Annotated in this window: 19 protein-coding genes; 9 read left to right on the top strand and 10 right to left on the bottom strand. The window is 62.7% G+C overall.

Annotation, left to right across the window (positions count from 1 at the left end):
* Positions 1-2: 2 nt before the first annotated feature.
* Complete coding sequence (locus D2V07_RS07525; RefSeq protein WP_119586328.1) at positions 3-1469, bottom strand: PQQ-dependent sugar dehydrogenase; 1467 nt, start codon at positions 1467-1469, stop codon at positions 3-5.
* A 62-nt stretch (positions 1470-1531) separates the two neighbouring features.
* On the opposite strand from D2V07_RS07525, the gene D2V07_RS07520 reads away from it, so the two are divergent.
* Entirely contained in the window at positions 1532-2014 is a 483-nt protein-coding gene (locus D2V07_RS07520; protein WP_119586326.1) for a GAF domain-containing protein, read from the top strand.
* A 112-nt stretch (positions 2015-2126) separates the two neighbouring features.
* Positions 2127-3104, top strand: a complete 978-nt coding sequence (locus tag D2V07_RS07515) for a glycine zipper 2TM domain-containing protein (protein WP_119586324.1) — start codon at positions 2127-2129, stop codon at positions 3102-3104.
* 49 nt (positions 3105-3153) lie between these two features.
* Here D2V07_RS07515 and D2V07_RS07510 read toward each other — a convergent pair whose 3' ends face one another.
* The 6 genes from D2V07_RS07510 to D2V07_RS07485 are packed head-to-tail and all read right to left on the bottom strand — an operon-like array spanning position 3154 to position 8989.
* The gene (locus D2V07_RS07510; protein WP_119586322.1) at positions 3154-4146 is read right to left on the bottom strand and encodes a ParB/RepB/Spo0J family partition protein; all 993 of its coding nucleotides are present in this window, start codon (positions 4144-4146) and stop codon (positions 3154-3156) included.
* The gene (locus D2V07_RS07505) at positions 4143-4919 is read right to left on the bottom strand and encodes a ParA family protein (protein WP_119586320.1); all 777 of its coding nucleotides are present in this window, start codon (positions 4917-4919) and stop codon (positions 4143-4145) included. The genes D2V07_RS07510 and D2V07_RS07505 overlap by 4 nt, the downstream gene beginning before the upstream one ends.
* Positions 4916-5545: a 16S rRNA (guanine(527)-N(7))-methyltransferase RsmG gene (gene rsmG / locus D2V07_RS07500; protein WP_119586318.1), complete on the bottom strand. Its 630-nt coding sequence runs from the start codon at positions 5543-5545 to the stop codon at positions 4916-4918. The genes D2V07_RS07505 and rsmG overlap by 4 nt, the downstream gene beginning before the upstream one ends.
* Complete coding sequence (gene mnmG, locus D2V07_RS07495; protein WP_119586316.1) at positions 5542-7395, bottom strand: tRNA uridine-5-carboxymethylaminomethyl(34) synthesis enzyme MnmG; 1854 nt, start codon at positions 7393-7395, stop codon at positions 5542-5544. Before mnmG ends, rsmG begins: the two co-directional genes overlap by 4 nt.
* A 40-nt stretch (positions 7396-7435) precedes the next feature.
* Positions 7436-8710 carry a tRNA uridine-5-carboxymethylaminomethyl(34) synthesis GTPase MnmE gene (gene mnmE / locus D2V07_RS07490; protein WP_119586314.1) on the bottom strand — a complete coding sequence of 425 codons (1275 nt, stop codon included), beginning with the start codon at positions 8708-8710 and terminating at the stop codon, positions 7436-7438.
* A gap of 9 nt (positions 8711-8719) precedes the next feature.
* The gene (locus tag D2V07_RS07485; RefSeq protein ID WP_119586312.1) at positions 8720-8989 is read right to left on the bottom strand and encodes a DUF6489 family protein; all 270 of its coding nucleotides are present in this window, start codon (positions 8987-8989) and stop codon (positions 8720-8722) included.
* Positions 8990-9056: 67 nt separating this feature from the next.
* On the opposite strand from D2V07_RS07485, the gene D2V07_RS07480 reads away from it, so the two are divergent.
* Complete coding sequence (locus D2V07_RS07480) at positions 9057-9755, top strand: dienelactone hydrolase family protein (RefSeq protein WP_119586310.1); 699 nt, start codon at positions 9057-9059, stop codon at positions 9753-9755.
* A gap of 9 nt (positions 9756-9764) precedes the next feature.
* Entirely contained in the window at positions 9765-11381 is a 1617-nt protein-coding gene (locus tag D2V07_RS07475) for an FMN-binding glutamate synthase family protein (RefSeq protein WP_119586308.1), read from the top strand.
* 47 nt (positions 11382-11428) lie between these two features.
* Here the strand turns inward: D2V07_RS07475 and rho are convergent, their stop codons facing one another.
* The 3 genes from rho to hemE all read right to left on the bottom strand — a co-directional run bounded on the left by rho (position 11429) and on the right by hemE (position 14381).
* Entirely contained in the window at positions 11429-12685 is a 1257-nt protein-coding gene (gene rho, locus D2V07_RS07470; protein ID WP_119586306.1) for a transcription termination factor Rho, read from the bottom strand.
* Between the two features lie 197 nt (positions 12686-12882).
* Positions 12883-13308 (bottom strand): protoporphyrinogen oxidase HemJ, encoded by a 426-nt coding sequence (gene hemJ, locus D2V07_RS07465; protein WP_233548291.1) that lies wholly within the window; start codon positions 13306-13308, stop codon positions 12883-12885.
* 56 nt (positions 13309-13364) lie between these two features.
* On the bottom strand, positions 13365-14381 hold the full coding sequence (gene hemE / locus D2V07_RS07460; protein ID WP_119586302.1) for a uroporphyrinogen decarboxylase: 1017 nt from the start codon (positions 14379-14381) through the stop codon (positions 13365-13367).
* A 300-nt stretch (positions 14382-14681) separates the two neighbouring features.
* Here hemE and D2V07_RS07455 point away from each other — a divergent pair, with 300 nt between their 5' ends.
* Genes D2V07_RS07455 through dnaQ form a run of 5 tightly spaced genes read left to right on the top strand, consistent with a single transcriptional unit; the run spans position 14682 to position 18281 of the window.
* Positions 14682-15536 carry a pyruvate, water dikinase regulatory protein gene (locus D2V07_RS07455; RefSeq protein WP_119586716.1) on the top strand — a complete coding sequence of 285 codons (855 nt, stop codon included), beginning with the start codon at positions 14682-14684 and terminating at the stop codon, positions 15534-15536.
* The gene (locus tag D2V07_RS07450) at positions 15533-16111 is read left to right on the top strand and encodes a Maf family protein (protein WP_119586300.1); all 579 of its coding nucleotides are present in this window, start codon (positions 15533-15535) and stop codon (positions 16109-16111) included. The genes D2V07_RS07455 and D2V07_RS07450 overlap by 4 nt, the downstream gene beginning before the upstream one ends.
* A complete protein-coding gene (aroE, locus tag D2V07_RS07445; protein ID WP_119586298.1) occupies positions 16108-16965 on the top strand; it encodes a shikimate dehydrogenase in 858 nt (285 codons plus the stop codon). Before D2V07_RS07450 ends, aroE begins: the two co-directional genes overlap by 4 nt.
* Positions 16966-16967: 2 nt before the next feature.
* Positions 16968-17570, top strand: a complete 603-nt coding sequence (coaE, locus tag D2V07_RS07440; RefSeq protein ID WP_119586715.1) for a dephospho-CoA kinase — start codon at positions 16968-16970, stop codon at positions 17568-17570.
* A gap of 24 nt (positions 17571-17594) precedes the next feature.
* On the top strand, positions 17595-18281 hold the full coding sequence (dnaQ, locus tag D2V07_RS07435) for a DNA polymerase III subunit epsilon (protein ID WP_119586296.1): 687 nt from the start codon (positions 17595-17597) through the stop codon (positions 18279-18281).
* The last annotated feature ends 27 nt before the right edge of the window (positions 18282-18308 follow it).

The raw sequence follows: 18308 nt of genomic DNA, 5'->3' as shown, positions 1-18308 counted from the left end.
ACCTACATCCCGATATCGCCGGGACTGATCGCGCCTGCCTCGAACGCGCGGGCGGGATCGTCCACCAGGCGGCGGCGCGCCGGAAGCCGTTCGCTCTGCACCCGTTCGATGGCCGACGCGGGTTCGGCACCGGGCGCAGTGACACGCCAGATGATCCCCGCGGTATCGTCACTGACCAGCAGGGCACCGGTACTATCCCATTCGACCCAGGTCGGACGGCCATAGGTCGTGCCCTCGCCCGCCAGGAACGGCTCCAGCACCGTGCGAGGCTCTCCGACGGGATTGCCGCGGTCGTCGAACTCCACGAACACCACGTCGTAGCCTGCGGGTGGAATGCGGTTCCACGAACCGTGCCGGGCAATGAAGGCCCCCTGGCCGAAGCCTGCGCCCATGGTGGTGCCGCCTTCGGTGAAGACCATGCCCAGCGGCGCGACGTGGGCGCCCAGCGCGAACTGCGGCGTGCGGGTATATTCGGTAAGGAAACGCGGCATGCGCGATTCCACGCGCTCATCCACCACGTCGTTGTAGTAAACCCATGGCCAGCCGTAGTGAACGCCGATGGGCACGTTGGTAAGGTAATCGGGTACCAGATCGGAGCCGAGCATGTCGCGCTCGTTCACCGTGGTCCACAGTTCCCCGGTCCACGGGTTGAACGCCATGCCGTTGGGATTGCGCATGCCCGCGCCGTACAGCCGGGCGGAGCCGGTCTCGAGATTGAGTTCGTGGATGGCGGCGCGGTTCTCCTCGACCTCCATTCCGCCTTCACCGATGTTGGATGCAGAACCCACGGCAATGTAGAGACGGTTGCCATCGTCCGAGAGGATGATGTTGCGCATCCAGTGATTTCCGGCAGGCGGCAGATCGGCCAGCTTCTCGGGCGCGCCCGTTACGGCATTGGCGCCTTCCTCGTAATCGAAGCGCAGCACGGCATCGTGATTGGCAACGTAGAGCTTCCCGTCGTTCCAGGCGATGCCGGATGGCGAATCGAGATCGTCCTCGCGCAGGATATGGCGCTCATCGGCCGTGCCGTCACCGTCGGTGTCGCGCAGCAGCACGAGCTGGTTGGCCGATGGTCCGGCAGAGCCCGCCTTGTCGAACAGGAAACCGGCGATCAGGTTGGTGAGCCACCCGCCCGAAACCTCGCCCTCCGGCGCGCGGGTAAGTGTCACCAGCACGTCGCCGTTGGGCATTGCGTAGACCACGCGGGGATGATCCAGTCCTTCGGCAAACCGGTTGACCGCCAGCCCTTCCGCTGCCCCGGGCGCGGCGCCATCGGGCCAGCCGACCGGTTCGGCGATGTCGACCGTGGGAATGGTCTGCGCATCGGGCGCGGCCAGCACGGGCTCCGTACCGGTCGTCTGCTCCAGGGTATACTCCGCGGGATCGCCCTGCAGCAGGTACCAGATAATGCCCGCGGCGATCAGCAGCAGGACGAGGATCGCGATCAGGATCTTCTTGAAAGTGCTCATGCCGGCAGGATTAGGCGAGCCACGGCCTTGCGGCAATCTCTTTGCCCGCTATCTGTGCAGCCATGTTCGATTTCAAGCCAGACCCCGACGCCGCCAAGGCCGACATTTACCGTGAACTGCTGTCCGCTGCTGACGCGCTTACTGCCGGAGAGCCTGACGCAGTGGCCAACATGGCCAATGTCGCGGCGCTGCTGGGTGATTTCCTGCCCGACTGCAACTGGACCGGGTTCTATCGCATGGTGGAAGGCGAACTGGTGCTGGGCCCCTTCACCGGGCGACCGGCCTGCATCCGTATCCCACTGGGAGTAGGCGTATGCGGCGCCGCGGCCAAGACCGGTGAGACGCAGCTTGTCGAAGACGTCCATGCCTTCCCCGGCCACATTGCCTGCGACGCCCGCAGCCGGTCCGAGCTGGTGGTGCCCATCGTGCGCGATGGCGCGGTGATCGGTGCGATCGACCTTGATTCGCCCGATCTGGCACGTTTCGATCATGAAGATCGGGATGGCATCGAAGCCCTCGCGAAGCTGCTTTCCACCCGCCTGTGATGCCCCGTAACGGGACAGCTCTTGCTGCCCGCTAGGATTTGTGCGTTTCTCGACGGTAAATGTGGGGTTAACCGGGCAACCGGCCCGATTCCGCAACAGGGAAAACCGCGCAATGAAGACCGCCGCCATCCAGCTTCTCACCGGTGCAGCCGCGCTGGCACTCGCAACCCCGGCCGCCGCGCATGACGATCATCCGCATGAAAACCAGGTGGAGGTTGTCCACTCTGTGGGTGAATACGATGGCGAATGGTCCGGCCACTGGCAGGATGGCGACACCTGGCGCGGCATGTGGAACGGAACCTATACCACCCTCGACGGCGAGGTTCTGGAAGGCCGCTATGTCGGCACCTTCGTAGGCGAAGGGCACTTCATCACCGACGATGGCCGCATGCTGATGCTGGATAACAACGGCTGGCATGAAGGCGAAGGCCATTACGAGATCGAGGTCGAGCGTCACCACACGTCGCTCGGCGCATCGCCGGACGGTCGCCTGGGCTACACCCTGGCGGAGCGCGAGGCGTGGCTGGCAGACTGCCGCGTGCTGATGGCCAATGCCGGGGGTTATTACGAATACGGCGATTATTATCGCGACTACCGCGACGATGCCGATGGCGGCCTGATCGGCGGCCTGCTGGGCGCGGTAGCGGGCGGCTTTGCCGGCAACCGCATCGCCGATGGCGACAGGCTGGCCGGAACGCTGATCGGCGCCGGTGTCGGCGGAGTCGCCGGGGCAGTCATCGGCTCGCTGATCGATGGCGACGAGGACGAATACGAATACGAGGAACGCGGAGTCAGTGCCAACCAGCTCTACGCCGCGCGCTATTGCGAAGCCTACCTGCGCCGTTACGAAATGGGCGGTGGGGCAGCCTTCCAGGGGCACATGTCCTACGGCCAGCCGGTAATGCTGGTGCAGACCGTTGCCGCTCCCGCGCGCCATGGGGAGCACGGGCACCGCCACGGTCCCGAATGCACCACCACCGTGCGGGAGGAATGGGTGGAGGTCGAAGCTCCTGCACCCGCGCCGCGACCCGCGCGCCGCACCATCGCCCCGCGCCCGCAGCCGGCCGGAAAGACCGTTCCGCTCGACTAGGGAAATCGCGCCGCGCGACTTTACGCGGCACTAAGCCACTGATATTACGCTAAATTCCGCCGCCGGTCAGGCGCTGACAGATCAGGTCGAGCTGGTCGAGCGTGCGGAAGCGTACTGTCACCGTTCCCGACCGCGGGTCTTCATCGGTTGCGATCTTCACCGGCAGTCCGAGAAATTCCTCGAGGTGATTCTCCACCGCGGCGATATCGGCATCCTGCGCAGGGTCACGCGGAGGGCGAGCCTGGCGTCGAACCGGGGCGTCTCCCCCATTGCGCGACTTGCGCGCCAGTTTCTCCACTTCGCGGACGGACAGGTTGTCCTTCGCCGCCCGATCGGCAAGCTCGCTGGCATTGTCGAGGCCAATCAGCGCGCGGGCATGACCCATGTCGATCCGCCCGGATTCGAGGTGATCGAGCACGCCTTCGGGCAAGGCGAGTAGGCGCTGCAGGTTCGCCACATGGCTGCGCGATTTCTCGACCAGACCCGCGATCTCCGCCTGCGTCATGTCTTCAAGGTCTGCCAGACGCTGATAGGCGCGGGCTTCTTCTACCGGGTTGAGATCTTCGCGCTGGATATTCTCGATCAGCGCGAGCGCCATAACGTCACGCTCGTCCAGCTCGCGAATTATCGCCGGGATTTCATGCAGTTGCGCCTTCTGCGAAGCGCGCCAACGTCGTTCGCCCGCCACCAGCTGGTACTTGCCCTTCGCCGCCGGACGCACGATCACCGGCTGGATCACGCCGCGCGATGCGATGGAGGCGGCGAGCTCTGCCAGCGCCTCGTCATCGAAATGGCGGCGCGGCTGGTCCGGGTGCGGTTCTATGGCGGCAATCGCCAGCATGGCCAGACCGTCCGACCTGCTCGCCGCGATGGTGGATGATCCACCCTCCCCTGCCTCGCCGGCCGCATTGGCACGCTGGGAAAACAGCGGCTCTTCACGCTTCATGTCGCCCATAAGCGCGCCGAGACCGCGGCCCAGCTTGCGCCGGGAGGCGGGTTGCCGGGTCGATGCGTCGCTGGCGGCTTTCTTCGCTTCACTCATGCCGCCTTCCTCTCTTCGGGCAGTCGACCGATCAGCTCCCGCGCCAGCGCCATGTAAGCGCGGCTTCCGGGGCAGGAATGGTCATAAATCAATGCAGGCAGTCCGTGGCTGGGCGCTTCGGACAGGCGCACGTTCCGCGGAATGACAGCTTCGAACACCAGATCACCCAGGCATTCGCGCACATCGTCGGAAACCTGATCCGTCAGGCGATTGCGACGGTCGAACATGGTGAGCGCGATCCCGATGATGCCGAGATCGGGGTTGAAACGCTGCTGGACCTGCTCGACTGTCTGCAGAAGCTGGCTAAGGCCTTCCAGCGCAAAAAACTCGCACTGCAACGGCACCAGGAGGGTGTCGGCAGCGCACAGGGCGTTAAGGGTCAGGAGCCCGAGCGACGGCGGGCAATCGATAAAGCAGATATCGTGCCCTTGGTGGCTCGCGAGGGCCTTCCTCAGCCGATGTGTGCGATCTTCGACGCCGACCAATTCAACTTCGGCACCACTGAGGTCCACGGTTGCAGGCAGGAGGTCGAGACCGGGGATCGACGAGGTCATGACACAGTCGTCGATGGCGATTTCATCCACCAGCACGTCATAGCTCGACATGTCGCGCTGCGCAGCCCCGACGCCGACGCCCGTCGAGGCGTTACCCTGCGGATCGAGATCGATTAGCAGCGTACGCCAACCGCTTGCGGCCATGGCTGTGGCTATGTTGATGGCGCTGGTGGTCTTGCCCACCCCGCCCTTCTGGTTGGCAATGGCTATGACGATCATCGCTGTGCTGGCCTCCCTTTGCCGACCAAGATCCCGGCGTCTGAATCGGTGGCTGATTGTTCCACGTGGAACATTTTCCGAATCGCCGAGGGTTGCTCAGCCAATTCAATCGCCCCCGAGCGCCCTTTGGGCAACAACCATGTGGTAGAGCGTGTGGAAAAGCGCGCGGATAACTCCAGAAGTTTACCAAGCGGAGCGAAGGCCCGCGCGGTGATAATGCCTGTTTCGAAGGTTTCCACAGTCTCGAGGCGTGAGCCTAGTACTTGGCAATTTTCCAGTGCGAATTCTCGAGCAACACACTCTAACCATTCGATTCGCCGTTTGCGCGATTCGACCAGCATTACCGGCCGGTCGGGCTGTACCAGTGCTATAACCAGTCCCGGGAATCCGGCTCCGGTGCCGAGATCAAGCCAAGGGGCGGTTGTTTCACGTGGAACATAATCAAGAAGCTGGACGCTGTCGGCTATATGGCGTGTCCAGACGTTCTCAAGACTGGGCTTCGAAACAAGGTTCTGCTGCTCGTTTTCCGCAATGAGAAGCGGGATAAACCGCTCCAGCCTGTCCATTGCAGCCGCATCGAAACGTCCGGCGCAATACGCCCTCGCCTGGGCTTCATCTTCGATCATGCCGCCTGATTGCGACGTTTGGCGTGAACAAGCAAGGCCGCGAGTGCTGCAGGGGTGATACCCCGCACTCGTCCCGCAGCGGCCAGGTTTTGCGGCTGAGCAGCGCCGAGACGCTCTACCATTTCGTTGGACAGGCCAGGCACGTCGGCAAAGGGGAAATCGGGCCCCAGTTCGAGAGCCTCGCTACTACGCAGGTCGCGCAATTCGGCGTCCTGACGCACAAGGTAGGGAGCGTAGGCGGCATCCTCTGCCAACTCGTCGGCAAGAGGGGAACTCGGGTCACATTCCGGCGGTAGCCAATTCTCAAAGTCGGACATCGTTATATCGGGCAACGCCAGCCATTCGCCCAGCGCCTTTCGTCCGGCGTCGCGCTTCACCGGCAAGCCCGCGTCCGAGAGAGCGGTCGCAGGTACAATGCTCTGCAAGGCAGTGTTCCACGTGGAACGCTCGGCCTCCCTTTTGCGGAACCACTCCGCTCGCTCTATTCCCACACAACCAGCGTCCATCGCCAGTGGAGTGAGGCGCGAAGTCGCGTTGTTCGCCCGCAGGCGAAGGCGGTATTCGGCGCGCGAAGTGAGCATGCGATAAGGCTCGCTCACACCATGCAGGGTCAGATCGTCGATCATCACCGCCATATAGCTATTCGCCCGGTCGATGGCAGGCGGATCGCGCTCGAGAATGGCGCAGGCCGCGCTGAAGCCCGCGACGAGGCCCTGGGCGGCCGCTTCCTCATATCCGGTCGTACCGTTTATCTGGCCCGCGCAATAGAGGCCGGGGATTGCCTTGAGCTGCAGATCCTGTCCCAGGGCGCGCGGGTCGATATGGTCGTATTCCACGGCATAACCCGGGACTTCCATCTCAACCTGTTCCAGTCCCTCCATTGCGCGCAACATCGCGAGCTGCACGTCGACCGGCAGGGATGTGCTGATGCCGTTGGGGTAGACCAGGTGCGTGTCGAGCCCCTCCGGCTCAAGGAATACCTGGTGCCCGTCACGGTCTGCAAAGCGGTGAATCTTGTCCTCGATCGAGGGACAATAGCGCGGCCCGGTTGCACCGATCGCACCGCTGAACAGCGGTGACCGGTGGAGATTCTTCGCGATAATCTCGTGTGCACGGGGATTGGTGCGCGTGATGGCACAGAATATCTGCGGGTTGCACCGCTCGCGGGTAAGCGCCGACATGGTCCACTGATCCGCGTCCGAGGGCTGCTCTTCAAGGCGCGACCAGTCTATCGTGCGCCCGTCGAGACGAGGAGGTGTGCCGGTCTTCAGCCGGGCCATGGGCAGGTCGGTAGCGCGCAGCTGATCTGCGAGCTTCTGTGCGGAATTCTCCCCGATGCGTCCGCCCTCGAAGCGTTCCTCGCCACGAAAGAGTGTACCACCAAGGAAAGTGCCGGTACACAGAATGACGGACTTTCCGCCAATCTCCGATCCATCCGCTAGCCGGATCCCGCAGACCCTGCCCTTGTTCAGTATAAGCTCCGCAGCCTCGCCCTCGACAACTTGCAAGTTGTCCTGCGCCGAAAGCATGGCTTGAACTGCCGCGCGGAAACGCTTTCGATCAGCCTGCACGCGAGGGCCCTGGACGGCGCTACCCTTCGACCGGTTGAGCATGCGATAGTGGATGGCCCCGGCATCTGCCGCACGGCCCAGAAGCCCGTCGAACGCGTCCACTTCGCGAACGAGGTGCCCCTTGCCCAAACCGCCGATCGCCGGATTGCAGCTCATCGCGCCAAGCGTCGCCGCATCGAACGTAACCAGCGCGGTGATGGCACCCGCGCGGGCAGAGGCCGCCGCGGCCTCACAGCCGGCGTGGCCGCCACCTATAACTATGACATCGAACGTCTTCATTTCGCCCCGCCCTTAGCGGAACTGTTCCACGTGGAACAGGCTATTTCCCGATACAGAACCGGCCGAAGAGCGTATCGAGCACATCTTCTGTCGAGGTTCGCCCCACAAGCGCGTCGAAAGCCTGTCGCGCCCGCCGGAGGTTCTCTGCGACCAAGAGCGGGTCGTTTTCGTCAATCGCACTGCCAAGAGCAGTCGCTGCTTCAACCATGCGCCCTCTCTGACGGGCGTTTAGCGCTACTGTACCCGGTTTCGGCATGGCGCCGCGAGCCTGTTCTACCAGCGCACGCCGGAGTGCATCCATGCCTTCCCCGGTTACCGCTGACACGGAGAACTGCGGAGCCATTTTGGAGGAAGTAGCGGCCCGGTCGATCTGGGCTTCGATCTCCCAAGAGTCTTCAGGTCCCTCCCCTTCAGTACCGAGCCAGAGAACTAAATCAGCCTTGGCGATCTCCTCACGCGCCCGTGCGATACCTATGGTTTCGATCACGTCGCCGCCTTTGTCGCGCAGGCCAGCCATATCGACGAAGGTGAACGGGATACCGGACAGCGCCACAGATTGGGTAAGGATATCGCGCGTGGTCCCCGCGATATCGGCAGTTATCGCTGCTTCGCGATCGACCAAGGCATTAAACAAGGTGGATTTCCCGGCATTCGGCGGCCCCGCCAAGGCAACGCGAAATCCGTCGCGCAACGTCTCTGCGTGGGGCGCCGACAGGCTTTCCAGCAGTGCTTGTCGAAGCTGGTCCACGCCCGTGCCGAAACTTTGGGGCAGTCCGCCAACATCGTCCTCGTCGTCAAAATCGAGCGCTGCCTCTACCTGGGCCGACAGGCGCAGCAGTTGCTCTCGCCATCCTTCGACCTGGCGCGAAAGGGCACCGCCCATCAGGGCCTGCGCGCTGCGTCTCTGGATTTCGGTCTCTGCAGAAAGAAGGTCGGCCAGCCCTTCCGCTTCGGCCAGGTCTATCCGCCCATTGGCGAAGGCCCGTCGCGTGAATTCACCCGGTTCGGCCCGCCTGCATCCCTCCATTTGGCCCAGCGCCGCTTCCATCGCTGCAATGACTGCGCGCCCGCCGTGGCAGTGAAATTCAGCCAAGTCCTCACCCGTTACCGAGTTCGGGCCGGGGAAGAAAAGGATAAGTCCGTCATCCAGTGTTTCACGTGAAACATCCCGAAACACCGCTCGCTTTGCCTGACGAGGTGGGGGAATTTTGCCTGTGAACGTTTCGATTGCATGGCGCACTCGCGGGCCGGTTATGCGAATGACACCGATCCCGGCGGGCGGTTGCCCGCTGGAAAGCGCGAAAATCGTGTCCATTGGCCTAGCCTAGTCGCCCGATTTCGGCCCCTTGGTGGAAGGACCTGTCGCGGCGTTCTTTGCCGCACCTTCCATGAAGTTCTGGAACATTTTCAAGCCCATCTGACCCATCGGCGCGAGCTGCTTCGCGTACTCTTCGAGTTGCTCTGTGTTGGAGACACCCTTCATTGCGTTCGTAATGTTCTCGATATACAGCGCGTTGGCCTGCTCCACATCCGGCAGTCCCATGAAGCGCCGCGCTTCCTCTGGCGAGCAGTCGATTTCGATATTGACCTTCATTGCGGACACCTTTCTCGATACGCGCGTAGATAGGCATAGACCAATTCAACGCCCAGGAGAGTCCTATATGAGTGAGACAGTGCGGATTTCCACCCTCGACGGTAGCGAAGCCTTCGACGCCTACATCGCGCGCCCCGAGGGTGAACCGAAGTCAGCCATCATCGTGATCCAGGAAATCTTCGGCGTGAACGCAGGCATCCGGCGCAAGTGCGACAAGCTGGCGGAGGAAGGTTATCTCGCCCTCGCCCCCGACCTGTTCTGGCGCATCGAGCGCGGCGTTGAGCTGGACCCCGATATCGAACCTGAATTCCAGCGTGCTCTCGATCTCATGGGCAAGCTGAACCAGGACGCGGCGATCCGCGACATCGAAGCAACGATCAAGTACGCCCGGACGCTTACGGAAACAGGCAAGGTCGGTGCAGTGGGTTACTGCCTTGGTGGTCGCCTTGCCTACATGACCGCAGCGAGGACCGACGCCGATGCGACTGTCGGCTACTACGGCGTGGGTATAGACGAACTCCTGCGGGAGAAGGACGCCATCGCCCATCCCCTGATGCTGCACATCCCCACGGAAGATGGCTTTGTCGACAAGGAAACGCAGACCAAGATGCACGAAGGGCTGGACGACCATCCCAAGGTGACGCTGCACGATTACGAAGGCCTGGATCACGGCTTCGCCACCGAATTCGGTAAGCGGCGGGACGAGGAAGCGGCCCAACTGGCCGATAAGCGTAGCGCGGAATTCTTCGCCAGGCACCTTGGCTGAAGCCAGCCGGTGAAGAACAACGCAAGGAGCAGTCTCTCTGGCGACCTGGTGACGCGCTTCGGCGCGCTGGTCCTCGTCATCGGGCTCACGGCGCTGGCCGCGATATGGCATCCGGCAGCCTGGCTGGCGGTGATCACCGGGCCCCTGTCCATCATCGGGCTGTGGGACCTGGTCCAGCGCAAGCACTCCCTGCGCCGCAATTATCCTTTACTGGCGCGCATTCGCTGGCTGGCGGAGGATCTGCGCCTCTACATCCAGCCCTATTTCGTCGAGACCGATCTGGAGGGGCGGCCATTCAACCGCGACCAGCGGGCTATAATCTATGCCCGGGCGAAAGGGCAGCTCGACGAACATCCTTTTGGTACCGAACTCGATGTGTATTCCGAGGAATATGAATGGCTTAGCCACTCCATGGCACCCAATTCGAAAGCGGACGAGAGCTGGCGCTGTCCGGTGGGATCGCAGCAGTGCAAACGGCCCTACGACGCCGCCCTGCTGAACATTTCGGCCATGAGTTTCGGCTCGCTGTCCGCAACCGCCATCATGGCGCTGAATGCCGGTGCGAAGGCGGGGAATTTCTATCACGACACTGGCGAGGGCGGCCTCTCGCGTTATCACACGTCTGCCGGCGGCGATCTGGTGTGGGAAATAGGCAGCGGCTATTTCGGCTGTCGCACAAAAGGCGGCGACTTCGATCCGGGCCGGTTTGCCGAACAGGCATCGATCGACCAGGTCAAGATGGTCGAGGTAAAGCTCAGTCAGGGTGCGAAACCCGGGCACGGCGGGGTGCTTCCGGGAAGCAAGGTCACCCGCGAGATCGCCGAAGTGCGCGGTGTCGAACAGGGGCAGGATTGCATTTCGCCCGCTGCTCACTCGGCCTTTTCCACCCCTGTCGAACTGATCGAATGGTGCGCCAGCCTGCGCAACATGAGCGGGGGCAAGCCGGTGGGGGTAAAGCTCTGCGTGGGCCAGCCGCACCAGTTGATGGCCCTTGCCAAGGCCATGCTGGAAACGGGCATTACCCTCGACTTCATCACTGTGGACGGGGCCGAGGGTGGCACTGGAGCGGCCCCGATCGAATTTTCCAACACGGTAGGTATGCCGCTGCGCGAGGGCCTGATCATGGTGCGTAACACGCTGGTCGGAACCGGGCTGAAGGACCAGATAAAGATAGCGGCTGCCGGAAAAGTCCACTCGGGCGCGGGCATGGCGATGAACTTCGGATTGGGAGCGGACTGGTGCAACGCTGCGCGCGCATTCATGTTCGCGCTTGGGTGCGTGCAGACGATGAAATGTCACACGGACCTGTGCCCCACCGGGGTCGCCACGCAGGATGCGGTTCGCCAGCGTGGGCTCGTCGTCGAAGACAAGGCCGAGCGCGTGACCCGTTATCAGCGCGAAACGCTGCGCGCACTGCGCGAAATCGTAGTCGCCCTTGGCCTCGAGACGCCCTGGCAGATAACCCCGCACCTGATTCGCGAGCGCCAGAACCCGGTCCGATCCGATTCAATGGACCGCTTCTATCGGTTTCTCGGCCACGGAGAACTGCTGCAGGATGCAGCCGGAACCCCCTACGCCCGGCACTGGGATGCCGCCAGCGCCGACACCTTCCTGCCGGTATCCTGAAAGGCGCGGCCAGGGTGGGAAGATCGACCCCGCCCCTGCCTTGCCGATTACTGGTTCATCGTGGCGAAGAAGTCTTCGTTGGTCTTGGAATCCTTCATCTTGTCGAGCAGGAATTCCATCGAATCGATGGTCCCCATCTGCATCAGGATACGGCGCAGCACCCACATCTTGGAAAGCTGTTCCTTGTCCACCAGCAGCTCTTCCTTACGGGTGCCGGACTTGCCGACATCCAGAGCCGGGAAGATACGCTTGTCGGCCACCTTGCGGTCGAGCACGATTTCGCTGTTACCAGTCCCCTTGAATTCCTCGAAGATCACCTCGTCCATGCGGCTGCCGGTGTCGATCAGCGCAGTGGCGATGATGGAGAGCGAGCCGCCTTCCTCGATGTTACGTGCAGCACCGAAGAAACGCTTGGGACGCTGCAGGGCGTTGGCGTCCACACCCCCGGTCAGGACCTTGCCCGATGATGGGACTACGGTGTTGTAGGCACGGCCCAAGCGCGTGATCGAGTCGAGCAGGATAACCACGTCCTTCTTGTGCTCCACCAGGCGCTTGGCCTTCTCGATCACCATTTCGGCGACCTGCACGTGGCGCGAGGCAGGCTCGTCGAAGGTAGAGGAAATCACCTCGCCGTTCACGCTGCGCTGCATGTCGGTGACTTCCTCGGGCCGCTCGTCCACCAGCAGCACCAGCAGGAAAACTTCCGGATGGTTGTCGGTGATGGCCTTGGCGATGTTCTGCAGCAGCACGGTCTTACCGGTACGCGGCGGCGCCACGATCAGTGCGCGCTGGCCCTTGCCCTGCGGGCTGATGAGATCGATCACACGGGCCGACTTGTCCCTGACCGTCGGGTCCTTCGTGTCGAGATTTAGGCGGCTGTCGGGATACAGCGGGGTCAGGTTGTCGAAGTTGGTCCGGTGCCGCACGGCGTCCGGATCCTCGTAATTGACTTCCTTCAGCTTGGTCAGTGCGAAATACCGCTCCCCATCCTTGGGCGCGCGGATCTCGCCTTCCACGGTGTCGCCCGTGCGCAGGCCCCATTTGCGGACCTGGTTGGGCGAGACGTAGATATCGTCCGGCCCGGCAAGGTAATTCGCTTCGGGAGAGCGCAGGAAGCCGAAGCCGTCCTGCAGCACTTCGATGGTGCCGATGCCGAGGATCTCCTCACCCTCTTCCGCCACTTCCTTGAGAATGGCGAACATCAGTTCCTGCCGGCGCAGCGTGGAAGCGCCCTCGACGCCCAGTTCCTCGGCCATCGAGACCAGTTCTGCCGGCGCCTTTTTCTTGAGTTCTTTGAGATGCATTGTCGTTAAATTCCAGTATTTTGGCCAGTAAATTGGCCGATAGTTCGGGATGCCGGCTGGTCAATCTGGGCTTGGAGAAAGCAGACCGTGTCGCTCATGGAAGGCGACTCTTTGCCGTTGGAGTGCACACGCAGATATGGCTTTCGCCATGTCCGGTCAATTCGCAAAATCGGAGGGCGGCGTGGCTCGCCGGAGAATCAGAACGGCTTGACGATCACCAGCACGACGATCAGCGCCACGGCTATGCCCGGCACCTCGTTCAGCAGCCGCAGCTGCTTTCCGCTCAACGGGCGTTCGCCCCTCGCCAGCTTCTTGGCATAGGCCGACATATAGCCATGGTAGCCCGACAGGATCAGCACCAGCAGCAGTTTCGCATGCAGCCAGCCCTGGTTCCATGCCTCGAGCGTGAAGGCCAGCGCGAGGCCCAGCACCCACACGACGATGATTGAGGGTAGCAGGATGATCTTGAGCAGCTTCTGCTCGCGTTCGGCAAATTTCGCCGCTTCCTCGGAGCCTTCGGGCGCTTCCTGATGATAGACGAACAGCCTGGGCAGCATGAACAACCCGGCCATCCAGAAAATCACGAAAATGATATGACCGGCCTTGAGCCAAAGATAGGTCATCGCGAGGGCATCCTGCATGGGTTGTATCTAGGCGCGCGGAGCGGTTTCGTCACCCCTTAGCCGCGCACCAGTTTCAGCACATGTTCGACGTGGGAAATCGGCGTCTCCTTGTCGATACCGTGGCCCAGGTTGAAGATATGCGGCCTATCGGCAAAGGCAGAAAGGATACTGCGCACGGAACTGTCCAGCGCCTCGCCACCTGCCAGCAACAGCATGGGATCGAGATTTCCTTGAACCGGCATATCGGCAGGAAGCTGGGCGTGGATCCAGACCGGATCCTGCGTTTCGTCGATGCCGAGCCCGTCGACGCCGGTCTCGTTGGCATAGGCGATCAGCTTGGCCCCGGCGCCTTTCGGAAATCCGATGACCGGAACGCCCGGCCGTGCCTCGTGAACCGCGGCCGTGATGCGGGCATTGGGAGCGATCACCCATTGCTCGAACTGCGACGGCGAAAGCGAGCCTGCCCAGCTGTCGAACAGCTGCACCGCTTCGGCCCCGGCATCGATCTGGCCGATCAGGTATTCGATGGTCGCGGCCTCGATAGCGCCGATCAGCGAGGCAAAGGCCTGCGGATCGCGGTAGGCCAGCTTGCGTGCGGCGTGATGGTCCTTCGATCCCTGCCCTGCCACCATGTATGTCGCCACGGTCCATGGCGAACCTGCAAAGCCCAGCAAGGTGGTCTCAGGGCCCAGGCGCTCCTTTACCCGGGACACGGTCAGGTAGACCGCGTCGAAGCGCTGGAAGGCCCGTTCCAGCCCTTCCCAGGCCCCATCGACAAGCGGAGGGGCCAGCCGCGGACCTTCGCCCGCCTCGAACCACAGGTCCTGCCCGAGCGCGTATGGCACGATCAGGATGTCCGAAAAAAGGATTGCCCCGTCGAAGCCGAACCGGTCGATCGGCTGGATGGTGACCTCGGCAGCCGCCTCGCTGTCATAGACCAGTTCCAGGAAACCGCCCTTTTCGGCGCGCAGATCGCGGTATTCGGGCAGGTAGCGCCCGGCCTGGCGCATGAACCATACGGGACGCCTGTGGGTCCGTTGGCCGGCAAGCGTATCAAGGAGACATCCGGGCATCGAAGAGTCCAATCAAACAATAAATATATATATAGAAGGATTCAGGACGTTGTTGGCCCTGTGGATTACGGGGATTGCGCGTCACTGCCCGATTTCTCCCGGCTTGAGAACCCATTTGCTTGAGCGCGACTCATGGCCGGTCTTGAGTCAAACGACACTTCTCCCCACTATCCCCAGCCTGTCCAGAAACAGGCCCGCCTGTCCACGAGTGGCCTGATGAAACCGGTTTGGATCCGGGGCTAACTTGACCAACAGCTTGTCCCCCAATCGCTCCCGTGGTTTATGCGTGGAGATATCCACATGGCCTCACTGCACCTTCACCTCCTGTCCGATTCCACCGGCGAGACGCTGGAAATGCTGGCCAAGGCCGCGCTGGCGCAGTTCGGCGATGCCGACGTGCAGCGCCATTTCTGGCCGATGGTCCGCTCGGTCCAGCATCTTGAACGGATCGTGACAGACCTCAAGGCCAACCCCGGTCTTGTCCTCTATACGCTCAGCAACGAGGCGACCCGCGACCGGCTGGAGGAATTCTGCCGCAAGGAGGCCCTGCCCCATGTCGCCGCGCTAGACCCTGTGGTGGAGGCGCTGGAGGAACGGCTGGGACAGGAGGCGCATGGCCGCCCGGGCGGCAAAAACAAGATGGACGAGGCCTATTTCAAGCGCGTCGATGCCATCCAGTTCACCATTGCGCACGATGACGGTATCTCGTGGGAAAACTGGGAGCAGGCCGACATGGTGCTGGCAGGTGTCTCGCGCACGTCGAAGACGCCGACAAGCATCTACCTGGCCAATCGCGGCTTCAAAGTCGCCAATATCCCGCTGGTCGTGGAAAGCCCCCCGCCAGACCTGCTGTTCAAGCTGAAGAATCCGATGGTCGTCGGCCTGACCACGGCGCCGACCCGGCTTATCCAGATACGCCGCAACCGCCTGCTGTCGCTGAACGAGAAGACCGAGACGTCCTATGTGGACGAGGAGAACGTCAACAAGGAGGTCGCCTTCGCCCGCCGGATGTTCGCAGACAACGGCTGGCCAGTGATCGACGTGACGCGCCGTTCCATCGAAGAGACCGCGGCCGCAATCATCAAACTCTATCAGGAGCGCGAGGCCCGCCGGGACGACAACCGTGCGCCGCAGGCTGGCACGAAACCGATATGATCGTACTCGCATCGAAATCCGCCTCGCGCCGCGCGATGCTGGAGGCTGCCGGAGTGGCATTCGAGGCGCAGGCGGCAGACCTCGATGAGCGCGCACTCGAAGCGCGGATGGACGGTGCGGCCCCGGCAGATATTGCGCTGGCGCTGGCAGAGGCGAAGGCGCTGGCGATCGCGGAACCATCACGCCCCGTGCTCGGCAGCGATTCGCTCGTGGTGGTGGACGCCAGGCGCTTCGACAAACCGGCCAGCCGCGACGAAGCTGCCGCACACCTGGCGTTCTTTTCGGGCAGGACGATGCATCTGCACTCGGCCGCGTCCATCGCCCGCGGCGGCGAAGTGGTATGGCGTCACGCGTCTGTCGCACGCCTGCAGGTCCGGGAGCTGTCGTCAGAGTTCATCGAAAGTTATCTCGACGCCGAGTGGCCCGAAGTCGGTCATTCCGTCGGCGTGTTTCGTATAGAGGCGCGCGGCCCGCAACTGTTCGAACATATCGAGGGGGATCAGTTCACCGTTCTCGGCATGCCTTTGTTGTCGGTGCTGGGAGCGCTCCGCGATCTGGGTGAGTTGCGGCGATGAGCCGCCATGCCGAGGTCATCGGCGATCCGATCGCGCAATCGAAATCGCCCGCAATCCATGGCTACTGGATTGACCAGCTGGGCCTCAATGCGCGTTATGATCGCCAGCAGGTGAAAACCGGCGGGCTTGCGGAGTACCTGGCAGCGCGGAGGGACGACCCGCAATGGGCGGGCTGCAACGTTACCATGCCGCACAAGCTGGCGATTATGGATCACTGCGACAGGCTGGATCCGCTAGCCGAACGGATCGGGGCGGTGAACACGGTCGTGCGCGGAGGCGACGGCTCGCTTACCGGATACAACACCGACGCTGCCGGATTTCTCGAGCCGCTGGCGCAGGATCTTGCGAGCCCGCATTATTTCCGCATGGCGCGGGTGCTGGGCACCGGCGGAGCGGCGCGAGCAATTGTGGCCGGGCTGCTGGACCACGGCATCACCGTCGTGCTGGCGGGCCGGGACCCGGCCAAGGCGCAGGCCATCCTCGATGAACTTGCACCCGGCCAGCAGCACCATGCCGTTCCGCTCGATCACTTTGCCGAACCGACCGATTTTGCGTTCGATGACCGCGAAGGATGTTTCGATCTGGTGGTAAACGCCAGCCCGCTGGGGATGCGCGACCAGCCGCCGCTGGCGTTCGATTTCAGCCATGTTCCGCCCGGCAGCGTGGTCTACGATATCGTCACCGCGCCGCTGGAAACCCCGCTGATCGAGGAAGCGCGGAACCGGGGTTTTCGCACGGTTGACGGTTTATCCATGCTTATCGGGCAGGCTGCGGTCGCTTTCGAGAAGTTCTTCGGCGTCGCCCCGCCGCGCGGTGATGGTGACGCGCAGTTACGCAGGATGCTGACCCAGTGACGCTGCGACGACCGCATATCATCGGCCTCACCGGCTCCATTGGCATGGGCAAGAGCACTGTCGCGAAGATGTTTGCCGACGCCGGGGTGCCGGTGTTCGACGCTGACGCGGAAGTGCGCCGCATGCAGGGGCCCGGCGGCTTGCTGTTGCCGGAAATCGAGGCTGCCTTTCCCGGCAGCACCGGCGCGGAGGGTGTCCTGCGTGAAAAGCTGGGGGCGATCGTTTTCGCAGATGCCGATGCCCTCGCCCGGCTCGAAACGCTCGTCCATCCCGCGGTCGCGCGCCTGCGCGAACAGTTCCTTGAATCCCACGGCGACAAGGCTCTGGTCCTGTTCGACATTCCGCTATTGTTCGAAAAAGGCAGTGCGGCCTTTGTCGATACCGTCGTTGTCGTCTCCGCCCCGCCCCAACAGCAACGCGGCAGAGTGCTGGCGCGCAAGGGCATGACACCCGAGAAATTCGCCGACATTCTCGCCATCCAATTGCCCGATGCGGAGAAGCGCGCCCGCGCCGACCACGTGATCGACACCGGCACCACGCTGGAGGAAACGGCGGCGCAGGTGCAGGCACTGGTGGACAAGCTGAAAGCCGACTTGCGCGGCTGAGCCGTCCCGCGCGATAGGGGCAACATGCGCGAAATCATCTTCGACACCGAAACCACGGGCCTTGACCCCAACACCGGCGACCGGATGGTTGAAATCGGCTGTATCGAGATGGTCAACCGCGTTGCCACAGGGCGCACGTTCCACGAATATTTCAATCCCGACCGCGACATGCCGATGGAGGCAGAGCGCGTGCACGGCCTTTCCGCCAGTTTCCTGTCGGACAAGCCGCGCTTTGCCGAGAAGGTGGCGGCGCTGCTGGAATTCATCGGCGATTCGCCGCTGGTGGCGCACAACGCGCAGTTCGACTTCGGCTTCCTCAATTTCGAGTTGGGGCAATGCGGTCAGGTCGCCATCGGAAATGACCGGATGGTCGATACGCTGGTGCTGGCTCGCCGCCGTCACCCCGGCGCCAAGCACTCGCTCGATGCGCTGTGTTCGCGGTATGGAGTCGATCGCAGTCATCGCACCTTGCATGGTGCACTGCTCGACGCAGAATTGCTGGCGCAGGTCTATGTCGAACTCACCGGCGGGCGTCAGATCGGGCTGCAGCTGGCGGTGGACAACACCGACACGCAGACCGCAGTGCAGACACGTTTCGTCCCGAAAACAGGCGAGTACCGCGCACCGCGGGCCCATGCCGCCACGGTGGAAGAGTTGTCGAGGCACAAAGCCTTTCTTGAATCGTTGGAATCTCCCCTCTGGACCTCATGAGACTTAGGTCCCACATGAGGGATTGAG

The sequence above is a fragment of the Aurantiacibacter zhengii genome (assembly GCF_003584125.1).
Taxonomy (GTDB): domain Bacteria; phylum Pseudomonadota; class Alphaproteobacteria; order Sphingomonadales; family Sphingomonadaceae; genus Alteraurantiacibacter; species Alteraurantiacibacter zhengii.
The sequence above is the reverse complement of the archived record's forward strand: the minus strand, read 5'-3'. Positions and strand labels throughout refer to the sequence as shown.

Excerpts from the sequence above, each read along its gene's own strand:
- D2V07_RS07525 (WP_119586328.1), bottom strand. The coding sequence starts at position 1,469 with ATGAGCACTTTCAAGAAGATCCTGATCGCGATCCTCGTCCTGCTGCTG.
- D2V07_RS07520 (WP_119586326.1), top strand. The coding sequence starts at position 1,532 with ATGTTCGATTTCAAGCCAGACCCCGACGCCGCCAAGGCCGACATTTAC.
- D2V07_RS07515 (WP_119586324.1), top strand. The coding sequence starts at position 2,127 with ATGAAGACCGCCGCCATCCAGCTTCTCACCGGTGCAGCCGCGCTGGCA.
- D2V07_RS07510 (WP_119586322.1), bottom strand. The coding sequence starts at position 4,146 with ATGAGTGAAGCGAAGAAAGCCGCCAGCGACGCATCGACCCGGCAACCC.
- D2V07_RS07505 (WP_119586320.1), bottom strand. The coding sequence starts at position 4,919 with ATGATCGTCATAGCCATTGCCAACCAGAAGGGCGGGGTGGGCAAGACC.
- rsmG (WP_119586318.1), bottom strand. The coding sequence starts at position 5,545 with ATGATCGAAGATGAAGCCCAGGCGAGGGCGTATTGCGCCGGACGTTTC.
- mnmG (WP_119586316.1), bottom strand. The coding sequence starts at position 7,395 with ATGAAGACGTTCGATGTCATAGTTATAGGTGGCGGCCACGCCGGCTGT.
- mnmE (WP_119586314.1), bottom strand. The coding sequence starts at position 8,710 with ATGGACACGATTTTCGCGCTTTCCAGCGGGCAACCGCCCGCCGGGATC.
- D2V07_RS07485 (WP_119586312.1), bottom strand. The coding sequence starts at position 8,989 with ATGAAGGTCAATATCGAAATCGACTGCTCGCCAGAGGAAGCGCGGCGC.
- D2V07_RS07480 (WP_119586310.1), top strand. The coding sequence starts at position 9,057 with ATGAGTGAGACAGTGCGGATTTCCACCCTCGACGGTAGCGAAGCCTTC.
- rho (WP_119586306.1), bottom strand. The coding sequence starts at position 12,685 with ATGCATCTCAAAGAACTCAAGAAAAAGGCGCCGGCAGAACTGGTCTCG.
- hemJ (WP_233548291.1), bottom strand. The coding sequence starts at position 13,308 with ATGACCTATCTTTGGCTCAAGGCCGGTCATATCATTTTCGTGATTTTC.
- hemE (WP_119586302.1), bottom strand. The coding sequence starts at position 14,381 with ATGCCCGGATGTCTCCTTGATACGCTTGCCGGCCAACGGACCCACAGG.
- D2V07_RS07455 (WP_119586716.1), top strand. The coding sequence starts at position 14,682 with ATGGCCTCACTGCACCTTCACCTCCTGTCCGATTCCACCGGCGAGACG.
- D2V07_RS07450 (WP_119586300.1), top strand. The coding sequence starts at position 15,533 with ATGATCGTACTCGCATCGAAATCCGCCTCGCGCCGCGCGATGCTGGAG.
- aroE (WP_119586298.1), top strand. The coding sequence starts at position 16,108 with ATGAGCCGCCATGCCGAGGTCATCGGCGATCCGATCGCGCAATCGAAA.
- dnaQ (WP_119586296.1), top strand. The coding sequence starts at position 17,595 with ATGCGCGAAATCATCTTCGACACCGAAACCACGGGCCTTGACCCCAAC.